Origin of the sequence: Desulfonatronum thiosulfatophilum, from assembly GCF_900104215.1 — a bacterium.
GTDB classification, from domain to species: domain Bacteria; phylum Desulfobacterota; class Desulfovibrionia; order Desulfovibrionales; family Desulfonatronaceae; genus Desulfonatronum; species Desulfonatronum thiosulfatophilum.
This window is the reverse complement of sequence record NZ_FMXO01000009.1, coordinates 37,530-54,639: the sequence shown is the minus strand read 5'-3', so window position 1 is coordinate 54,639 and position 17,110 is coordinate 37,530. Positions and strand designations below refer to the sequence as shown.

The following is a 17,110-nucleotide window of genomic DNA, read 5'->3' as shown; positions in this document are numbered from 1 at the left end:
CGAAAAATCGAGACAAGCCGGACCACTTCATGCATGGTATCAAAATGTGTTGAGTAATTTTTTTGATTTTTTTGTGATGAGGAGATGCAAGTGCAGTCACTGCGTGAACTGTATCGATATGGAATGGGGCCTTCCAGCAGCCACACCATGGGACCGCGCAGGGCCGCGGAGCAGTTTCGAAGCCGCCATCCCCAGGCCGCGGCAGTCCGGGTCACGCTGTACGGCAGTCTGAGCCTGACCGGACGCGGGCACCTGACCGACCAGGCCGTGGCGCAGGGGCTGCAGCCGTTGCGTTGCGAGGTGGTCTGGAGTGAGGAGTTTCTGCCGTTTCATCCCAATGGGATGCATTTTCAGGCTCTGGACGGTGATGGAGCTGTTGTGGGCGACTGGACAGTTTTCAGCATCGGCGGTGGGGAACTGCGCAACGCGGATCAAAAGGATTCCGAAACCCCGCGCCTCTACTCCCAGACCTCGATGCAGGAGATCCTGGATTGGGCCTGCTCGCGGGGCAAGCCGTTCTGGGCTCTGGCCGAAACCACCGAAGGCGCCGACCTGTGGGATCACCTGGGCTTCGTGTGGGTAAAAATGCAGGAAGCCATCGCAGCCGGTCTGGACGAGGAGGGTTCCTTGCCCGGGGGGCTGAACCTGCAACGCAAGGCCAGGGGGTTTCTGACCCGAACAAAGCAACTGCGACGCAGCGCCAGCCGGACTGGGTTGCTTTCCTCGTACGCATTGGCCGTCGCGGAGCATAATGCCGGGGGCGGATTCGTGATCACAGCGCCCACCTGCGGATCCTGCGGCATTGTGCCGGCAGTGCTGTTTTATCTGCAGAAGGAACTCGGTCTTGAGGAGGACTACATGCTCAGGGCGTTGGCCACGGCCGGACTTGTGGGCAATGTGGTCAAGCACAACGCTTCCATTTCCGGCGCGGACGTGGGCTGTCAGGGTGAAGTGGGAGTGGCCTGCGCCATGGCCGCGGCTGCCGCTGCCCAACTGCTGGGCGGCTCGCCGCACCAGATCGAGTATGCCGCGGAAATGGGCCTGGAGCACCATCTCGGCTTGACCTGTGATCCGATCCTGGGGCTGGTCCAGGTACCTTGCATCGAGCGCAACTGCTTTGCCGCCATTCGGGCCCTGGCCGCGGCGGAGTTTGCCATGCTTTCCGACGGGCGGCACCTGATCAGTTTTGATCAGGTCGTGGAAGCCATGCAGCAAACCGGACACGACCTCCCCAGCCTCTACCGTGAAACGGCCCAGGGCGGCCTGGCCAAAGTCTATCAGTGCTCAAGGCCGACAGCATAATTGCCGGAAAATTTGTTTCCTTCCATATCGCACCAGTATCCATGCAACCAAAGTGTAGCCGGGGCGTTATCCGTCAAAATCGCAATCGAAGTCGCAATCGAAATCGAAATCAGCACGACAAGATGGATGGGAGGCGGGTCCGTTTACCTGGATGTGAATGACATACCCCGCACGGATAGACTTTGGACTTTTTATAGAAGACAAATGCCCTATTTTTAGGTTTTTCAAAAAGTGAAATTTCATCCCGTTCAGAGTGTATCCGTCGGGGCTTGTTCCAGATCCGATGTCACCGCCTGGACCAGGTTATGAATTTCGTTCCAGAGCTGCGCGCGGCCCTGGCGGCTTTTGGAGGAAAAGAAAAGGGGATCGGCATCCGGGCCGAGAACATCCACCCAGGCACGGTGGGTCACGGTTCGTTCGCGCTGATTGCATTTGTCCGCCTTGGTGAGTACCGGCAGCAACGGAACCGAAATGGCCTGGGCCATGGCCACGAGTTCCATATCCATCGTCTGGGGCGGCAGACGGCAGTCCAGGATCAAGATCAGGCCGACCAAGCTCTTGTTTCTGGTGAAAAAATGTTCCATGACATTTCCCCAGACGTTACGTTCGCTTTTTGGGCGTTTGGCGTACCCGTAGCCCGGGAGGTCCACCAGGTAGAAATTCCCGGGCTGGACTAGATAGTAGTTCAGGCTCCGTGTTTTACCCGGAACGGAACTGATCTTGGCAAGTTTTTTCCTGTTGGTCATGCAGTTCAAGAGGGATGATTTGCCCACATTGGAACGTCCGGCCAGTGCGATTTGCGGTTCGGGGATCTTTTCCATCTGGCCCAGCGTGTAGATGGTTTTCTCCAGGCTGACGGTGGTGTGCCGCGTTTTTTCGAGAGTGTCCGGACTTGTCATTGGGATTATTCCTGATATCAAACGAAAGGGATTGATGGTTGAAAGTTTATGTTGAGTCGCGTCCGGCAGACTTGCGTTCGCCGGGTTTGCCGCGGTTATCAACGGGAACAGAGGCCGTACGCGGAATCTACTGAGTAGCTAAAAAGTGCAAGGCTCGCAAAGTTCAATTTTTAGCGTGTTTACTCATACGTAAGGTTTTTATTTTTTTTCACGACGCAGCAATCAGGAGTTTTGTAAAGGTCTGCTGAGGGCATTCGCCAACTATGCAAGATGTTCAGTGAACACCAAACAAACCTACCCGGCGACCATCATCTCTGCAAGGAGGACCATCGTGAAGTTGTTATGCCTACTGGCGATAAGCGCATTTTTGAGTTCGTGCGCGCCTCAAAAAGCAACCCCGGAGCATTTTTTTGGGGATCATCCCCCCAGGGCCGTCCCCCAGGAAACCGAAATTCTTGTGTCCTTGCACCCTGCACATATCGACGATTATGATCGCATTTGCGACCAATTGGGACAACTGGCATGGGATGACGGAATTCGGCAGTTGCTGCGCGCCTATGTCGATCAGGCTCCAGTGTTGCGCCCCGTGGAGCCTCCGGATGAAAGCCCAAGCTTTCCCGCCGGAGCAACGCAAATCCATGTTCCGGAATGCGACCCCTGGCTGGACAGCATCACCGGCGCTGTCTCTCAGCGGGTGCGCTACAGTTCTGTTCTAATGCCGATCAAGCCTTTTGGGGGCATGATTGATGCGTTGCAGGACAACAAAACCATGGGCGGGTTGCTTTCCCGTGCGTATGTCTCTCTGTTCGGGCAACCGCTGAAGGAAGAACCTGTTCCAGTGCTGATTGTGCAGCAATCCCCCGGCCTGGAAACAGGATTAGTCCAGGTTGTCGGTTCAGGGTTGATCACCCAACTGACGGATACCATGGGCCAGATGCTCATCCAGGAATCGACGCGGGAAATATTGCCGGGAGATCTGTTTTTCCAACTTCAGGTCAGGGCTGAAACCCTGCCCATGACCGGCGATCTTGTGCCCCTGGGCCCTGGAGAACGTGATTGAATATCTGGTGAAGTTTCAAGGAAGTTTTGCGGCTTTTCGTTCCCTGTTTTTTTCCGCAAGGCGCATTTTCCTGCGAATCTTGGCTTCTTCGTGGCGATGAATCTGTTCCGGAGTTGTCGGATGATACGGCCTGGCCAGGGTGGGGCGCCCTTTCTTGTCCAGGGCGACGAAGGTCAGATAGGCTGACGCGGTGTGGCGGACTTCGCCTGTCAGGAGATTTTCCGCTTCGACCCGGACGCCGACTTCCATGGACGATCTGCCCACCAGATTGATGCTGGCCTTGAGCATCAGCAGGTCGCCCACATAGGCCGGATAATGGAAATCCAACCGGTCGATGGACGCGGTCACGGCATTTCCCCGCACATGGCGAATGGCGACGATACCCGCTGCCGTGTCGATATGCTTCATGATGATCCCGCCGTGAATGCTGCCGTAGGGGTTGGCATCCTGAGGAAGCATCTGAATTGCAATGGTGATGGATGTTTCTGGCGAACTGGTTTGCTGCATGGCGGCTCCGGATGATGGATTGTTGGATGGGTTTTGCCGGCAGGTACATTTTCTAGCGATAAAGCCGGGAGCTGTCATCTTCGTGGGAGATGGAAATGGAGCTGATCAACTGTCGCGTGTAATGTGAACTGTATGAAGCCTGACGCGTGAAGGCTTTTTGTTCGAATGCGATTTCGACTTCGATTGCGATTTCGATTTCGATTTCGATTTCGATTTTTATGAAAGTATACTTATCACTTCAACCAAGGGTAATTATTTGTGATCCATCCTAAAATTGATCCCGTGGCGTTTACCATTGGGCCTTTGGAGGTCCGGTGGTATGGCTTGATGTATCTGATCGGCTTTCTTGCTGCCTGGATTCTGGGCCATATCCGGGCAAAAAAGCCGGGGTCCGGGTGGAATACTCAGGAATTGCCGGATTTGATAACGTTCTGCGCCCTGGGGCTGCTCCTGGGAGCCCGATTGGGCTATGTGCTTTTTTATGACTTTGCGACCTTCATCAACCATCCCCTGGAGATCGTCAAAATCTGGAAGGGGGGAATGTCCTTTCATGGCGGTTTGATCGGTGTGATGATCGCCATCTGGTATTTCGGCCTGCGCACCAAGCGCAGTTTTTTTCAGGTCGCGGATTTCGTTGCTCCCTTGGCCCCAATCGGGATTTTTGCCGGACGGATCGGGAATTTCATCAACGGCGAGCTTTGGGGCAGGGTAACCGACGTGCCCTGGGCCATGATCTTCGCCGACCCGAATGCGGGCTTCGTGCCTCGTCACCCCTCCCAGTTGTATCAGGCATTTCTGGAAGGCCTGGTGCTGTTTGTCGTGCTCTGGTCCTTTTCAGCCAAACCCCGTCCACCCATGGCCGTATCCGGCCTGTTTGCCCTGCTGTACGGCGTATTTCGATTCAGCGTGGAATTTTTCCGGGAACCGGACGCCCATCTCGGTTTTGTGGCCTTGGACTGGATGAGCATGGGACAGGTTTTATCCTTGCCCATGATCGCGATTGGCGCTCTGTTGCTGTGGTTGGCGTACCGGAAACGATAGACCAAAATCTACGGCAACTCCTCTGACCTGAACTTATCCAAAGATTGCACCACGAAGGGCACGAAGGGGGGAATTGACGTGGAGGGACGTGAAAACTCTTAGTTCGTTGAGAACCCAAAGCTTTTGTCCTCTGTCTCTTTATGGTCTTCGCGCCCTTTGCGGTGGCAAAGAATAAGGAACCGTCTACGTCCGATACTTGGCGTTGATCCGAATATATTCCTCCGTGAAGTCGGAGGCCAGGAGCGTGTATTTGCCCTGGCCGCCGCCAAGGGAGATGTCCATATGCACTTCCTGGCGGCACAATGCGGCGGCCAGCAGGTTGTCCCAATCCATGGCCACCGGAGCGCCGAGGTGAAAGATGGTCTGTCCGGCCAGGGCTACGCTGACTTGGTTGGGATCGAAATCCGCGCCGCTGCGGCCCAGGGCTGCCACGATGCGGCCCCAGTTGGGATCCTGGCCGTACATGGCTGTTTTCACCAGGGGGGAATGCCCCACGGCCCGGGCGGCCAATTCCGCCTGACGCACGCTTTTGGCTCCGCTGACCCGGACATGGATGATCTTGGTTCCGCCCTCGGCGTCCTGGACAATGAGTCCGGCCAGTTCCGCGCAGACTTCAGCCAGGGCCTTGGCCAGCAGCGTCAATTCTTTCTTCTCCTCGACCATCCCGGCCCGGCTGTTGGCCAAAGCAAATACGCAGTCATTGGTACTGGTATCGCCGTCCACGGTGATCCGGTTGAAGCTGTGCTCCACGGCCACGGCCACGGCCTGCCGCCACCAGTTCTGGTCCACCCCGGCGTCGCAAATGATGAATCCGAGCATGGTTGCCATGTTCGGACAGATCATGCCCGCACCCTTGGCCATGCCCAGAATGCGGATCTCCTTTCCGGAAAGTTCCAGGCTTCGCCAAGCCATTTTCGGATACTTGTCCGTGGTCATTATCGCTCGGGCCGCATCCAAAGCCGACGCCTCGCCCAGGCCGGCGTCCAGTTTCGCCAGGGCCTGCTCCCAAAGATCCATTTTGATGCGGTCCCCGATCACGCCGGTTGAGGCGGGCAGAAGTTCTTCCGGGGCCAAGTGCAAGGTTCGGGCGGTCATGCTCAGGGTGTTTCGGCAGTCTTCCAGACCTTGTTCTCCGGTGCAGGCATTGGCCTGCCCGGCGTTGACCACCACGGCCCGGACCGGTCGATCGGCAGCCAGCATTTCCTTGACCACCAGCACGGGAGCGGCCTGAAACAGGTTGCGGGTCAGCATGGCGGCCCAGACGCACGGCGTGTCGCTGCGCAGGACGGTCAAATCATTGCGCTGGGCGTATTTGAAGCCGGCCGCGGCCACCGTGAAGTCAAACCCTTTTGGAACGGCGATCATGCACGATCTCCTGAGATGTTGAGGTGAAATAAATGTTTTTTTTGCTTTGTAATTTTGGCAGATGATTGGTCAATTGTAACTTAAGCCGCCTGTGTAGGCTATGTCGGCAGGGTCACGGTGAATCGCGTTCCCCGGCCTTCAGTGCTCTGGACGGTAATGTCCCCGCCGTGATCCTGCACCAGCTTGTAGCTGACGGCCAGACCAAGTCCGGTGCCTTTGGGCTTGGTGCTGAAAAAGGGGTGGAACAACTTTTTCATGATTTCCGTCGGAATTCCTCCCCCCGTGTCGTCGATCGCGATCTGAACAAAGCGTTCATCGGCACTGGCGGCGATGCCCAGTTTTCCGCCGCACGCCATGGCTTCCATGGCGTTTTTGATCAGATTTATCAAGACCTGCTTGATCTGATCCACATCCAGCATGCACCTTGGAATTCCGGGCGCCATGTCGAGGCGGCATTCGATATCCTGACTTGCGGCCTGCTCCTGAAACAGGCGGATCACTTCAGTGATCAGTTCGGTAATGTCCGTTTCAACCTTCCGGGGTTGGGGGGGGCGGGTGAATTCGCGAACCTCCAGCAAGAGATTCTCCAATCGTTTCGCCTCGCCGGCAATGATTTCCAGTTTTTGGGTTCGGGCGTCGTCTTCCGGAAGGGTGCGTTGAACCTGCCGCGCAAAACCGCCCATGAGCATCAGCGGATTCTTGATTTCATGGGAGAGGTGGGCCGCTGCCTCGCCGATGGCCGCGAAGCGTTCGGCAAGCAGAAGCTTTGTCTGAGCCTGGAGGAGTTGTTCCATGCTTTGCTGCACCTTGTCCCGCTCCTGACGCAGTTCCGCTTCCGAGCGCTGGAGGTGATCGGTTTTCTTGTCCACTTCCCGGCGCAAGGCTTCGGACCAGCGCAGAGAAATAAAAAGAAAGGCCGTAAATGCTATTGTCAATCCGATGAAGAACAGACCGGCAAGAAGCCACTGACGAACAACTACCGGCTGCATCAACCCGTAGACTTCAGTGTCCGGAGCCGCCAGTCCGACAGACCAGATGTGCGGATCGCCGGTCACGTCGGAGGCGAGTTGAATCGGACTGAAAGCCAACAGTTTGCGCATTTCGCCGGTGACGTGCCAGTGCCATCCCGAGGTGTACCAATCCGTTCCCTCCTGACCCTGCAGGAGGCGATTATCCACAAGTTCGTTGATCCGGTGGTAAGAAATAGCCGGATTGCGGACCGATCTGACTGTGAAGGAGGTCTCGCCGCGAAATGATTCCTCCACATGAAACATGAATCGGCCTTCATGGTCGATGATCCAGGCGTAACCCGTCTTTCCCGAACGTACACCCGCCGCGTGACGCGATGCAATGATCTGGGCGTCCAGGACAAACAAGACGATTCCCGGAGAGGACCTGCTGTTTTCGGTCTGGGGAGAAAGCGGGAGAGCCAGCGTCATCGGCATTATCCATTGCTGGGCAAAGGGGCCGTGCGACGGCTTTTGCGTTTTTCCCAGGCTGACCTGATGGTGGGGCGGGTGATGAAGATTGAATGCCGCAGGGGGAAGATCCATCCCTAATTCAGAGATGTTGATCCATCCCTGTTCGGTGAACAACGCGAGCGGTGGCGATTCCGCTGGATCGGACTCCGATAAAATCCCGATGCCGATCAGCCCCCAGTCCTGGAGAAAGGGGTAATACAACTCGAACGTTTCATGGCGGCGATCGTTTTCTGTACGAGGATCGGTAATTTGCGCGGCAAGTAAACTCAGGGATTGCTCCAGAAGCCTGAAATTCTCCTCGATGTCCTGGGAAATCTGTCTGGTCAAGCCGAGTTGCTGTTCGTTGAACTGCTCTGAGACGATTCGTTCCAGTTCAAGGTTTGCCTTAAATGCCAGACCAAAAACAGCAAGGCTGATGAGCGCAAAGGTTGCGGCTATGGCAATGACGAATTGTTTGCGCATGTAGTTCCGGCATGACCGTCAACAGTTCGGAAGTGTAAGCTGTAAGTTTGCGTGACTACTCGCTCGGCAAGGGAAATACAAGAATGGAGAAGAAGGGCTCAGGCCTCCAGCTCATATTTCTTGAGCAAGGCATAGAAGTGGGAGCGGGAAAGTCCGGATATGGTCAGAATTTGCGGGACATCTCCCCCGGTTTTGCGGATCAGTGCTTCCAGGTAGCGTCGTTCATTCATCCTTTTGAAGGACTTCAGCGAGGGGAAATCGGCCCCGAAGTCCACGATGTCGAGACAGGAGGAGGAAGTATCGTCGGCCATGGCAGCACCTTGTTCGATGCGGGATCTGGCCACCTTGATCCGCAAGTCCTTGGGCAGGTGCATGGCGTAAAGAAATTTTTCCTCACCCGCGGCCACCAGGGCGCGTTCAACGACGTTGCCCAGTTCCCGGACATTGCCCGGCCAGTCGTAATCCTGCAGTGAACTGAAGAAGTCGGAACCGAACACCTTGGTCTTGATGCCTGATTCCCTGCAAAGCTGCTCGATGAAAGAGGTGGCCAAGGGCTTGATGTCTTCTCGCCGGTCCCGCAGGGGGGGAATACGCAGCCGGATGGTCTTGATCCGGAAATACAAGTCGCGGCGAAACGTGCCGTAATCGACCAGTTCTTCCAGGTCCTGGTTGGTGGCGGCGATCAGTCGAAAGTCGCTTTCCTGTTCCCGATTCTCGCCGATGGGACGAAATTTGCGCTCCTGGAGCACTCGAAGCAGGGATTTTTGCATGGCCAGGGGCAGTTCCCCCAGTTCATCCAGGAACAGAACGCCGGTATGGGCCTGGCGGACCAGTCCCTCCCGGTCGGCAAAAGCTCCTGTAAACGCGCCCTTGCGGTGCCCGAAGAGGGTGCTTTCCATGAGGGAATCAGTCAATGAGGCGCAGTCCACCACCACAAAGGGGCATTTGGCTCGTCGGCTGTTGACGTGAATGGTTCGGGCCGCCAATTCCTTGCCGACGCCGGTTTCCCCGGTGATCAGGACGTTGGCGTCCGAAACCGCGGCCTGGGCGATGACTTCGAAACATTCCCGCATGGCCCGGCTCGTTCCGATCATCCGGCTGAGATCCAATGCCCGCGGGATGGAACGGTCGCGCTGATCCTTGTATTTCAACGCGCGGTTGATGCTTAAACTGATGTCCTTGATGGAGGCGGGCTTGACCAGGTAGTCCCACACGCCGCCTTCTATCGCCAGTTCCGCGCCCTCCGGATCGCCTTTGCCCGTGAGGATGATCACCTCCGGGGGGTTGGCCATGGACCTGAGTTCCGGAAGCAGGGAAAGACCACTCCCATCCGGCAGGTTCACATCCAGGAGCAGCAAGTCGTAATTGTCCGTTTCCAGTGCTGAACGAGTGGCTCTCAGGTTCTCCGCCTGATCGAAATCGATCTGCTGGCGGCGGAGCAGGCTGGCCATGGTACCGCGAATTTCAAGATCATCGTCTACAATCAGGATTCTCGGCACTTGGAAAGTCCTCCTCACGATCAATCGAGACAAGTATCTTGGACAGGGTGGCGGACAGTTCCGCCTTGTTGAAGGGCTTGGGCAGGATGATGCTGATGTTGTCTGCCTCGCTACCCATCTCCAGGACATAGCTGCGGCCTGAAACCAGGATCACGGGCACGCCGGGCCGCTGGGCGCCGATCTGTTTCGCCAGCTCGATTCCCGTGAGACCGGGCATGTCGTAATCGGTCATGACAAGATCGATATCCTCACGTTTTTTTAAGATTTGCAAGGCCTCATCGGCGCCGGCCACCGCCAGCACGGTGTACCCGAGCTGCTCTATAGTGCGCGGTGTTGTTGCCAGCTGGTCCTCGTCGTCTTCCACAAACAGGATGATCCCCTTGCCCTTGCGGATCGGAGACGAGGCGGGCGGGATTTCCGACGCGGCTGCTATCATTGGGAGGAAAATGGTGAACGTGGTTCCTTTGCCGGGCGTGCTGCTGACCTGGACCGCACCCTTATGGTTCTTGACGATGCCCAGAACCACGGCCAGTCCCAGCCCGGTGCCTTCGGTCAGGCCCTTGGTGGTGAAGAAGGGATCGAATATCTTGTCCAGGTCGTCCGGAGCGATGCCCGGTCCGGTATCGGCCACCTCCAGCCGGAAGAACCTCCCAGGCGCGACATTGTACTCCGAAGCCTCAATTTCCGAAAGCAGGGTCTCAGTGAGGCCGACCCCCAGAACGCCGCCAGTGGTCTGCATGGCCTGAAAGGCGTTGGTACACAAATTCATCAGCACCTGGGTTACCTGGGTCGGGTCCACCAGGACCGGCGCAGGAGCGCCGGCTATGGCGGACTGAACGTCAATGTTGCGCGGCAGGGATCGTTGCAGGAGGACCACGGATTCCTGCACCAGGGCAGGGAGATCCGTTGGGCGGAACCCTTCCTGAGAGGGGCGGCTGAAGGTCAGAATCCGTTCCACGAGATTCTTGCCCCGAATCGAAACCCGCAGAACCCGTTCCAGATCTTCAGCGGTAGGTGACCTCGGATCAATGTCGGTCAGGGCCAGTTCGGTGGAGTTGATGATGGAGGTCAAGATGTTGTTGAAATCATGGGCAATGCCGCCGGCCAACGTTCCGATGGCCTCCATTTTCTGAGATTGCAGCAGTTGGCGCTCCAGATTCATTTCATGAGTGATGTTCTCCGCCGTGCTGAGCGTGCCCACCACTTCGCCCTTTTCGTTGTGCAAGGGCACCTTGTTGATTTCGAGCCAGGCATCCCTGCCGTCGGCATCGCCCGCGGCGACCTTGATCTTGCGCAGCGGCCGGTTGCTCCGCACCACCTGCCGATCCATTTCCGCAACCCATGCCAGGAACTCGGAGCGGGGCAGCATGTCCGAATCCGTCTGGTGAAGCAGCTTTTGCGGAGAATCAATGCCGAAAAAATCGGCAAATGCGCGGTTGACGCCCAGATAGCGCTGTTTGAGATCCTTCCAGCAAACCAGTTGGGGGATGGCGTCCATCAGAATTTCCAGAAAGGACAGCTGTTGGCGGATTTTGCGCTCCACTGCCCGTCGCCGGATGATGTTCCGGATCAGGAATCCAAGAATGATCAACAAGGAGACGAGGCTGATCATGATCACCTGGAAGATCTGCTTGTCCAGCTCATAGAAGGCTTCCGGTTCATTGATGAAGACGCTTCCCGGAGGAAGCTGACGCTTGCTGATGTCGAGTTGCAGCTGAACCCGGTAATCGAACATGTACTGATCGACGATTTCCGAAATGATGGGAATGTCCGACGGGGGTGCGCCTTCCATGATCCGAAGGGCCATGTCCGCGACGATATTGCCGTGCCGATGCCCGCTCAGAAGCCGCCCGCCGACCATGCCGTGGCCGAGCAGGAACTCCCAGTTGCTGTAGATGGGCAGATCCGTGACCTCGGAAACGGCTTCCAGGACTTCCGAGGCGGACATGAACTGACCGCCGACATTGTGAAAGAAGGGAATGAAAAAAAGAAACGCATTGCGGGGCAGGCTTTGGACCCGGTCCTGGATCTCCTGAAGCGAATAACGACCCCAGAATTCAAACTCCAGACGGTCGGCGAAGTAGGGCATGACTTCTTCGATCTGCCCACGTATCGCCACGCCCGTGGTGGACTCGTCGCCAATGACAACGACCAGATTCTTGTTCGGGTGGATGCTCAGGGCCAATTCCAGGGTGTCCCGAACGCCGATGTTCTCCAGGATGCCGGTGGCGAATGAATGGTCGATGTCCGCGGGATCGACGTCGTTCAGTCCGCAAAAGACCACCGGGATGTCGGGAAATAAACGATCCCGGTGCTCAAGAATGAAATTATACGCGTCGTTGTCCGAAACGATCACGATGTCGTAGCGCTCCTGGGCGAATTTATTCTGGTACAGAGAGAGGAGCGTATCGGTGATGTTCTCGTAATGGTACTTCTTGGCGTCCATGTATTCGATCTGCAGCTCGATATGGTATCTGCCCTGCTCCAGTCCCCGGCGGATGCCCTCCTGAAGGTGGTCGGACCAGGCATAGCCGTGGTGGTAGGAGTTCAAATAGAAGACGCGGCGCTTCTCCTTCTCCGCCCCGGCGAGACCGGGGAGGAGAAGGAGAAGTAACGAGAGACAAATAATGTGGAATCGAAAAGAATTCGAGAACGTCATATGATTGTTATGCTTCGTGACAATTGTCCGGAGGATGCACTGGTGAAGATGAACTTGTTCACAAGGAGAGACGGTGAAGGGGTGCGCGGCATTCAGATCCCGCGGCTGCATATCGCTTCAAATCCGGGAGCGGAACGAACAGGGCGCAATGGCAAGGATGCGGACAGAGCTATTCTTTGGACAACAAACAAGATGGTTTTGGAAATGGTCATCCGGCGAGATCCATGATCAGGGGCGATTCAGGTGCCGGCCAGGTGCCGCGGAGCTTGTTTTCGCCTTTCAGGAAGCCAAGGTAGCTGTCTTTTCCGTAATGTCTGATCCGGCGGGCAGTATCCGCAATGGCATCCGTGTCCAGATCCCGGGCTGGGCTGAACAGGGCGATGATGCCGTCAGCATGACCGGCATGGGGCAGGACGAGAAAGATCGTGTCCATTGTGCCTGCCTCGGGATGGGCCTTGAAGCTGGGGCCGTTTTTGTTCCGTCCCAGGTCGTACTTGTGCGGAGCGTACAACATTTCTTGCAGACGTCCGGACCTGGGAAAGCCGAAAAACAACAGGTTCGAAGTTTTCAAAGTCTGTTTTTGAGCCTCACGCTCCGTGATTATCCGTGCCTTCGGCTGATTCAGGCTGGCTGTGAACCCTCTGATAAGATCATCGGGAACATGGGCCAGGTCGTCGCTTTGCACGACCGTCAGGTCGGCTGCTCCCCGAACGCTGTTCACGGTGGGTGGGATTTCTTCAGACGCCAGCAGCCGGAAGACGTGATGGTCCGGATCGACATGGAGCCGGGTAGGCCTGTGCGGGCTTTGAAACACGAAAGGGACGGCAGCGCCGTGCAGCGCGACTTCCATCGTTTGGTCATTTTTCGTCGTTTCCAGGCGGAGCGGGACGTGCACGTCGAAAAAAGGCTTTTGCTGCGCAAGGACGCCGCTGACCTGCCAGCCTTGGGAGCTGGGAGCAACCTGGACGTCTTCCAGGTGCAGTACAGGAGCGCCGGAATCCTGAAGCCATTGGCGGGTGAAGGTTTTCCGTTCCTGCGCGTCCCAACCCTGATCCTGGAATGCAGCGAACATGTCCTGCCAGGTGGCCGCGGAAAAGAGCCACTCAGTATAGAAAGCGCGTAGGGCGTCCCAGAACGCTTCGTCGCCCAGGCGCTGGCGGATCATGTGCAGCAGGAACATGGATTTGCCGTACCCGATGACCTGGGTTGCCGGATCGGAACGGGACAGGAAACTGGCGACGGGAATGTCGGAAGCACCCGCGGCCAGGAGCGCGTAGTCACGCAGGATGCGCACCCGATACTCCCGGGCCGCTGCTTCGGACTGTTCTTCCTGGGCAAGATAATCCGCAACGTACGTCGTCAATCCCTCGCTCCAGTTTCCCTGACTGTAGTCGACATACACCCCGTTGCCCCACCAGCAGTGGGCGATTTCATGGCGCAGGCTGATTTCGGGTATGAACGGAAGACGCAGAATGGCGGAGCCCAGCAAGGTGTAGGAGGGCATGCCGAAGCCGGAGGGAAAGAAGTTTTCGACCACCGCGAAATGGTCGAAGGGATAGGGGCCGTGCAGTTCTTCGTACAGGGCCAGGTGTCGTGCCGAAGCCTGGAGGTAGACTTCGGAAAGGTGATCGTTGTCCGGAAAAAAATAGGTAAAGACAGGTACGGTGTCGGTTTCCAGGCGGCGATGAATGTATCTGCCCGCGGAAAGGGGCATGCCGCGGCCCAGCTGATCGACCTGCCACCGGGAGATGCTTTTGCCATCGCTTTCCACATGCTCCAGAAGCCGTCCGGAGGTCACGGCCAAAATGCCGAGCGGCGCGCTGATCTCGAGGGTGATCGGCAGGTCCTGGCTCGCCAGGCGTGGGAACCATCCGCTCTGTCCCTGGAAAAAAACTCCCTGTTCCGTAATGGTGGCGCTGACCCCGAACCCCGGGTTGTCCATGGTGAAAAGGGACATGGGAACCGGATCGTGAAATCGCCCGGAGTATCTGAGGGATATGATCACGTCCGACCCGATGCCGGTCATGCCCAGATTGAGGCGGAGTCGGCCGTTTTCGAAGCGGTAATCAACCGGATTGTTGTTGAGCTGCACCGCGTGGATTTCCATGGCCGGATGCAGAAAAATGTCCAGGTTGGTTCCTTCGATGACTTTAGGGCGAATGATGCCGTGGCCCCGCAGAATGCCGGTCTGCAGATCCAACTGGACGCGCAGATCCAGTCCCGCCCCGGATGAGGCCGATACCTGGCCGGGTTGCAACGGTAACATCAAGGCGCCCAGCATCAGAAACATGAGGCAGGATCGAGCCGCATGCATGATGTGGGTTCTGAAATCGTAAAATCTGAATTGCGGCATGAGTGGGCAAATGGTGGTCATCTGAGCTGTTCAGTGTATGGTGATTGTTGGAAACCGTCTTGCAATACGGTTCCTGCCGATTATTCTTATCCAGAGGATCTTCTGTATCAAGCGGACACGATCAGATTTCACAATAGTGGTTGTAATGCTGCTTTTCAATCCTTGGATGAACTATTCAGCAAATTCTTATCGTAAGACACGAACTGATCCGGCTTGCAATGGATATTACTGGGAAAAATCTTAGCGGGGAACAACATGGCCATGAATGAAATACCCAAAATCATGTTCGGCTCAGCCGACAGGTCCGTGACCCGGATCGGGCTGGGAGGAGAGGGCGTTCTCAGAACCCATGGACGAACCGATGAGGCGCGGGTGGTGATCCGGACGGCTTTGGAGATGGGCATCGAATATTTCGATACGGCGCCGGCGTATTCCGGCAGCGAGGAATATTTGGGGTCGGTTTGGAAAGAAAAGCCGGAGCGGCGAGACTCGATTTTCCACACTTCCAAGTCCGCCCAAAGAACCTATGACGGCGCCATGCGCGACCTGCGGAGCACCTTGTCCCGGCTGGGGACGGATTATCTGGATCTGTGGCAGATCCATGATGTGCGGGATCAGAACGATATCGCGCAAATCCAATCGGAAAACGGAGCCCTGCGAGCTTTTCTGGAAGCCCGGGAAGCCGGAACAGTGCGTCACATCGGCGTGACCGGCCACCATGATCCGGAGGTGCTGACCCGATGCGTGAACGAATGGCCCCTGAACAGCGTCCTCCTGCCGGTTAATCCGGTGGAAGGCATTCTGGGCGGATTTCTGACGGATACATTGCCCGCGGCCAAAAAGCGGGGCATGGCTGTCGTGGGCATGAAAGTGCTGGGCGGCGGGCATTACCTGTTTACGGAAAACGGCCTGACCCCGGAGCGCTATCTGCGCTATGCCCTGTCCCAACCCGTGGACGTGGTCATCCTGGGCTGCTCCAGTCCGGCCGAGGTGGAACTGCTGGTGCACGTCGCCAAGGATTTTCAGCCTATGAGCGCCGACGAGCAAAAGGAACTGCTGGACCTCTTTCGCCCCCACGCGGAGAGACTGGCGTATTATCGCGGCAGGAAGTGAACGTGTTGCGTCCAGGTAACTGCCCTACAATGTCGGACAAGGCCACCATCTCCGGAGAGGACTGATTGAGCCTGCGCGGGTGTGATTGATATTGGCTTTGTTAAGACAAGTCATTCCCGTGAAGACGGGCATCCAGCCGCCAGAGTGGGGCTGAACGAATGTGCTGATAGTCATCGAATTTTCAAGTTCGATTGCGATTTCGATTTCGATTTCGATCAGAGTCAGAATTTCAAGGGGGATGGCTATTGATTATTGAGAGACGGATGTCTGCTGCACTATGTTAAGCTGGCAATCCAGACCAGAACCGTTGCCAGAGCGAACACGACAACCAAGCCCAACCCGGCAAAACCGGACATCCCTTTGACCCCAAAAAAATCACCCCACCAGTTCTTGAGATCTTTTTGCATCGGGTTGGTTCGCCGACTTGATTGGGAGCTGCTTTCATTCAGCTTCTGAAAGAGATCCTGTTGGTTCTGTCCCTGGGTCGCGTGCTGCTGTTGGGTCATGGCGCCATTGCCTTGCAGCAGTCGGTTTATCATGTTCGGGTTTCCTTTGGAGATGGCCCAGAGTGCATCAAGTTCCGTCGGGGATAATGAAACCCGCGATTTTGATTTGGCAAGCATGAAGGTCGCGTATTCGGCAGTCTCGGACTTGGTAAATCGTGCCATGGACGCATTCAGGGTGATCTTTTCCAAAAGCTTGCGCAGCCGTTTCATTTGCAGGCGCTCCAGCAGGGCAGGCCTGCCGCAGAGAATGATTTGCACCAGCTTGATTCCTTCACTTTTCATGTCGGTCAGCATCCGGATCGTATCCAATGCCGTCCAACCCATGTCGTGAGCCTCGTCCACAAGAATAACGCATTTTCGTCCTTGCTTGAACTGGTGCAAAAGGAAAGTGCGCAATACGATCAACAGGTGTGATGGCGTCAAACCAGGCCGATGTTTCAAACCAAAACCCTTGGCAATTTTTTCCAAGAGTTCTTTTTCGTTCAATATGGAATCGGTTATCCTGGCCGTGATAATGTCCTGGGACTTCAGTTTGAATTCCAGATGCAGCAAAAGCGTCGTCTTGCCCACGCCTGATTCTCCGCTGAGCAAGAAGACCCCTTTGTGCTCATGTATTGCGGAATGAATTGATTCGATTATTTTTTTTGCGGAGTTTGTCTCGAAAAAATGATCCTTGAAAGTGATCTCTGATAAAAAAAGGGGAGAATGTTCCGGAGTAGACAACGGATCATCCGACAGCTGATACGACTGAATTGCTTGCTTTTTCAGAATTTCTTGCATGGTGATCAGCCTTGGATTCTGGTCTGTTTGGGTTGGGAGCGGAAAATTATACCGGGAATGCATTACAAGCATATCCGATGCCA

The 17,110-nt window shown here is 56.2% G+C and carries 12 protein-coding genes; 4 read left to right on the top strand and 8 right to left on the bottom strand.

Annotated elements, in window-relative coordinates:
* Positions 1–90: 90 nt before the first annotated feature.
* Positions 91–1,302, top strand: coding sequence for an L-serine ammonia-lyase, iron-sulfur-dependent, subunit alpha (locus tag BLP93_RS08690; protein WP_092120100.1), 1,212 nt, complete (start codon positions 91–93; stop codon positions 1,300–1,302).
* A 248-nt stretch (positions 1,303–1,550) separates the two neighbouring features.
* On the opposite strand, the gene yihA is transcribed toward BLP93_RS08690, so the two are convergent.
* A complete protein-coding gene (gene yihA / locus BLP93_RS08685; RefSeq protein ID WP_092120097.1) occupies positions 1,551–2,201 on the bottom strand; it encodes a ribosome biogenesis GTP-binding protein YihA/YsxC in 651 nt (216 codons plus the stop codon).
* A gap of 331 nt (positions 2,202–2,532) precedes the next feature.
* On the opposite strand from yihA, the gene BLP93_RS08680 reads away from it, so the two are divergent.
* Positions 2,533–3,261, top strand: coding sequence for a hypothetical protein (locus BLP93_RS08680; protein ID WP_092120094.1), 729 nt, complete (start codon positions 2,533–2,535; stop codon positions 3,259–3,261).
* Positions 3,262–3,276: 15 nt separating this feature from the next.
* On the opposite strand, the gene BLP93_RS08675 is transcribed toward BLP93_RS08680, so the two are convergent.
* On the bottom strand, positions 3,277–3,768 hold the full coding sequence (locus BLP93_RS08675; protein WP_092120092.1) for an acyl-CoA thioesterase: 492 nt from the start codon (positions 3,766–3,768) through the stop codon (positions 3,277–3,279).
* A gap of 258 nt (positions 3,769–4,026) precedes the next feature.
* On the opposite strand from BLP93_RS08675, the gene lgt reads away from it, so the two are divergent.
* Positions 4,027–4,809, top strand: a complete 783-nt coding sequence (gene lgt / locus BLP93_RS08670; RefSeq protein ID WP_092120089.1) for a prolipoprotein diacylglyceryl transferase — start codon at positions 4,027–4,029, stop codon at positions 4,807–4,809.
* A gap of 183 nt (positions 4,810–4,992) precedes the next feature.
* Here the strand turns inward: lgt and argJ are convergent, their stop codons facing one another.
* From argJ to BLP93_RS08640, 5 genes are all read right to left on the bottom strand, one after another.
* The gene (argJ, locus tag BLP93_RS08665) at positions 4,993–6,174 is read right to left on the bottom strand and encodes a bifunctional glutamate N-acetyltransferase/amino-acid acetyltransferase ArgJ (RefSeq protein ID WP_092120086.1); all 1,182 of its coding nucleotides are present in this window, start codon (positions 6,172–6,174) and stop codon (positions 4,993–4,995) included.
* 98 nt (positions 6,175–6,272) lie between these two features.
* Positions 6,273–8,117, bottom strand: a complete 1,845-nt coding sequence (locus tag BLP93_RS08660) for a sensor histidine kinase (RefSeq protein WP_092120083.1) — start codon at positions 8,115–8,117, stop codon at positions 6,273–6,275.
* 98 nt (positions 8,118–8,215) lie between these two features.
* Positions 8,216–9,616 (bottom strand): sigma-54-dependent transcriptional regulator, encoded by a 1,401-nt coding sequence (locus BLP93_RS08655; RefSeq protein WP_167353021.1) that lies wholly within the window; start codon positions 9,614–9,616, stop codon positions 8,216–8,218.
* On the bottom strand, positions 9,588–12,275 hold the full coding sequence (locus BLP93_RS08650; RefSeq protein ID WP_092120078.1) for a hybrid sensor histidine kinase/response regulator: 2,688 nt from the start codon (positions 12,273–12,275) through the stop codon (positions 9,588–9,590). The genes BLP93_RS08655 and BLP93_RS08650 overlap by 29 nt, the downstream gene beginning before the upstream one ends.
* A 208-nt stretch (positions 12,276–12,483) precedes the next feature.
* Positions 12,484–14,565, bottom strand: a complete 2,082-nt coding sequence (locus BLP93_RS08640; RefSeq protein WP_139162961.1) for a M1 family metallopeptidase — start codon at positions 14,563–14,565, stop codon at positions 12,484–12,486.
* A gap of 324 nt (positions 14,566–14,889) precedes the next feature.
* Here BLP93_RS08640 and BLP93_RS08635 point away from each other — a divergent pair, with 324 nt between their 5' ends.
* Positions 14,890–15,741, top strand: coding sequence for an aldo/keto reductase (locus BLP93_RS08635; protein WP_092120407.1), 852 nt, complete (start codon positions 14,890–14,892; stop codon positions 15,739–15,741).
* Between the two features lie 275 nt (positions 15,742–16,016).
* Here the strand turns inward: BLP93_RS08635 and BLP93_RS08630 are convergent, their stop codons facing one another.
* Positions 16,017–17,027 carry an ExeA family protein gene (locus BLP93_RS08630; RefSeq protein ID WP_279615055.1) on the bottom strand — a complete coding sequence of 337 codons (1,011 nt, stop codon included), beginning with the start codon at positions 17,025–17,027 and terminating at the stop codon, positions 16,017–16,019.
* Between the last annotated feature and the right edge of the window lie 83 nt (positions 17,028–17,110).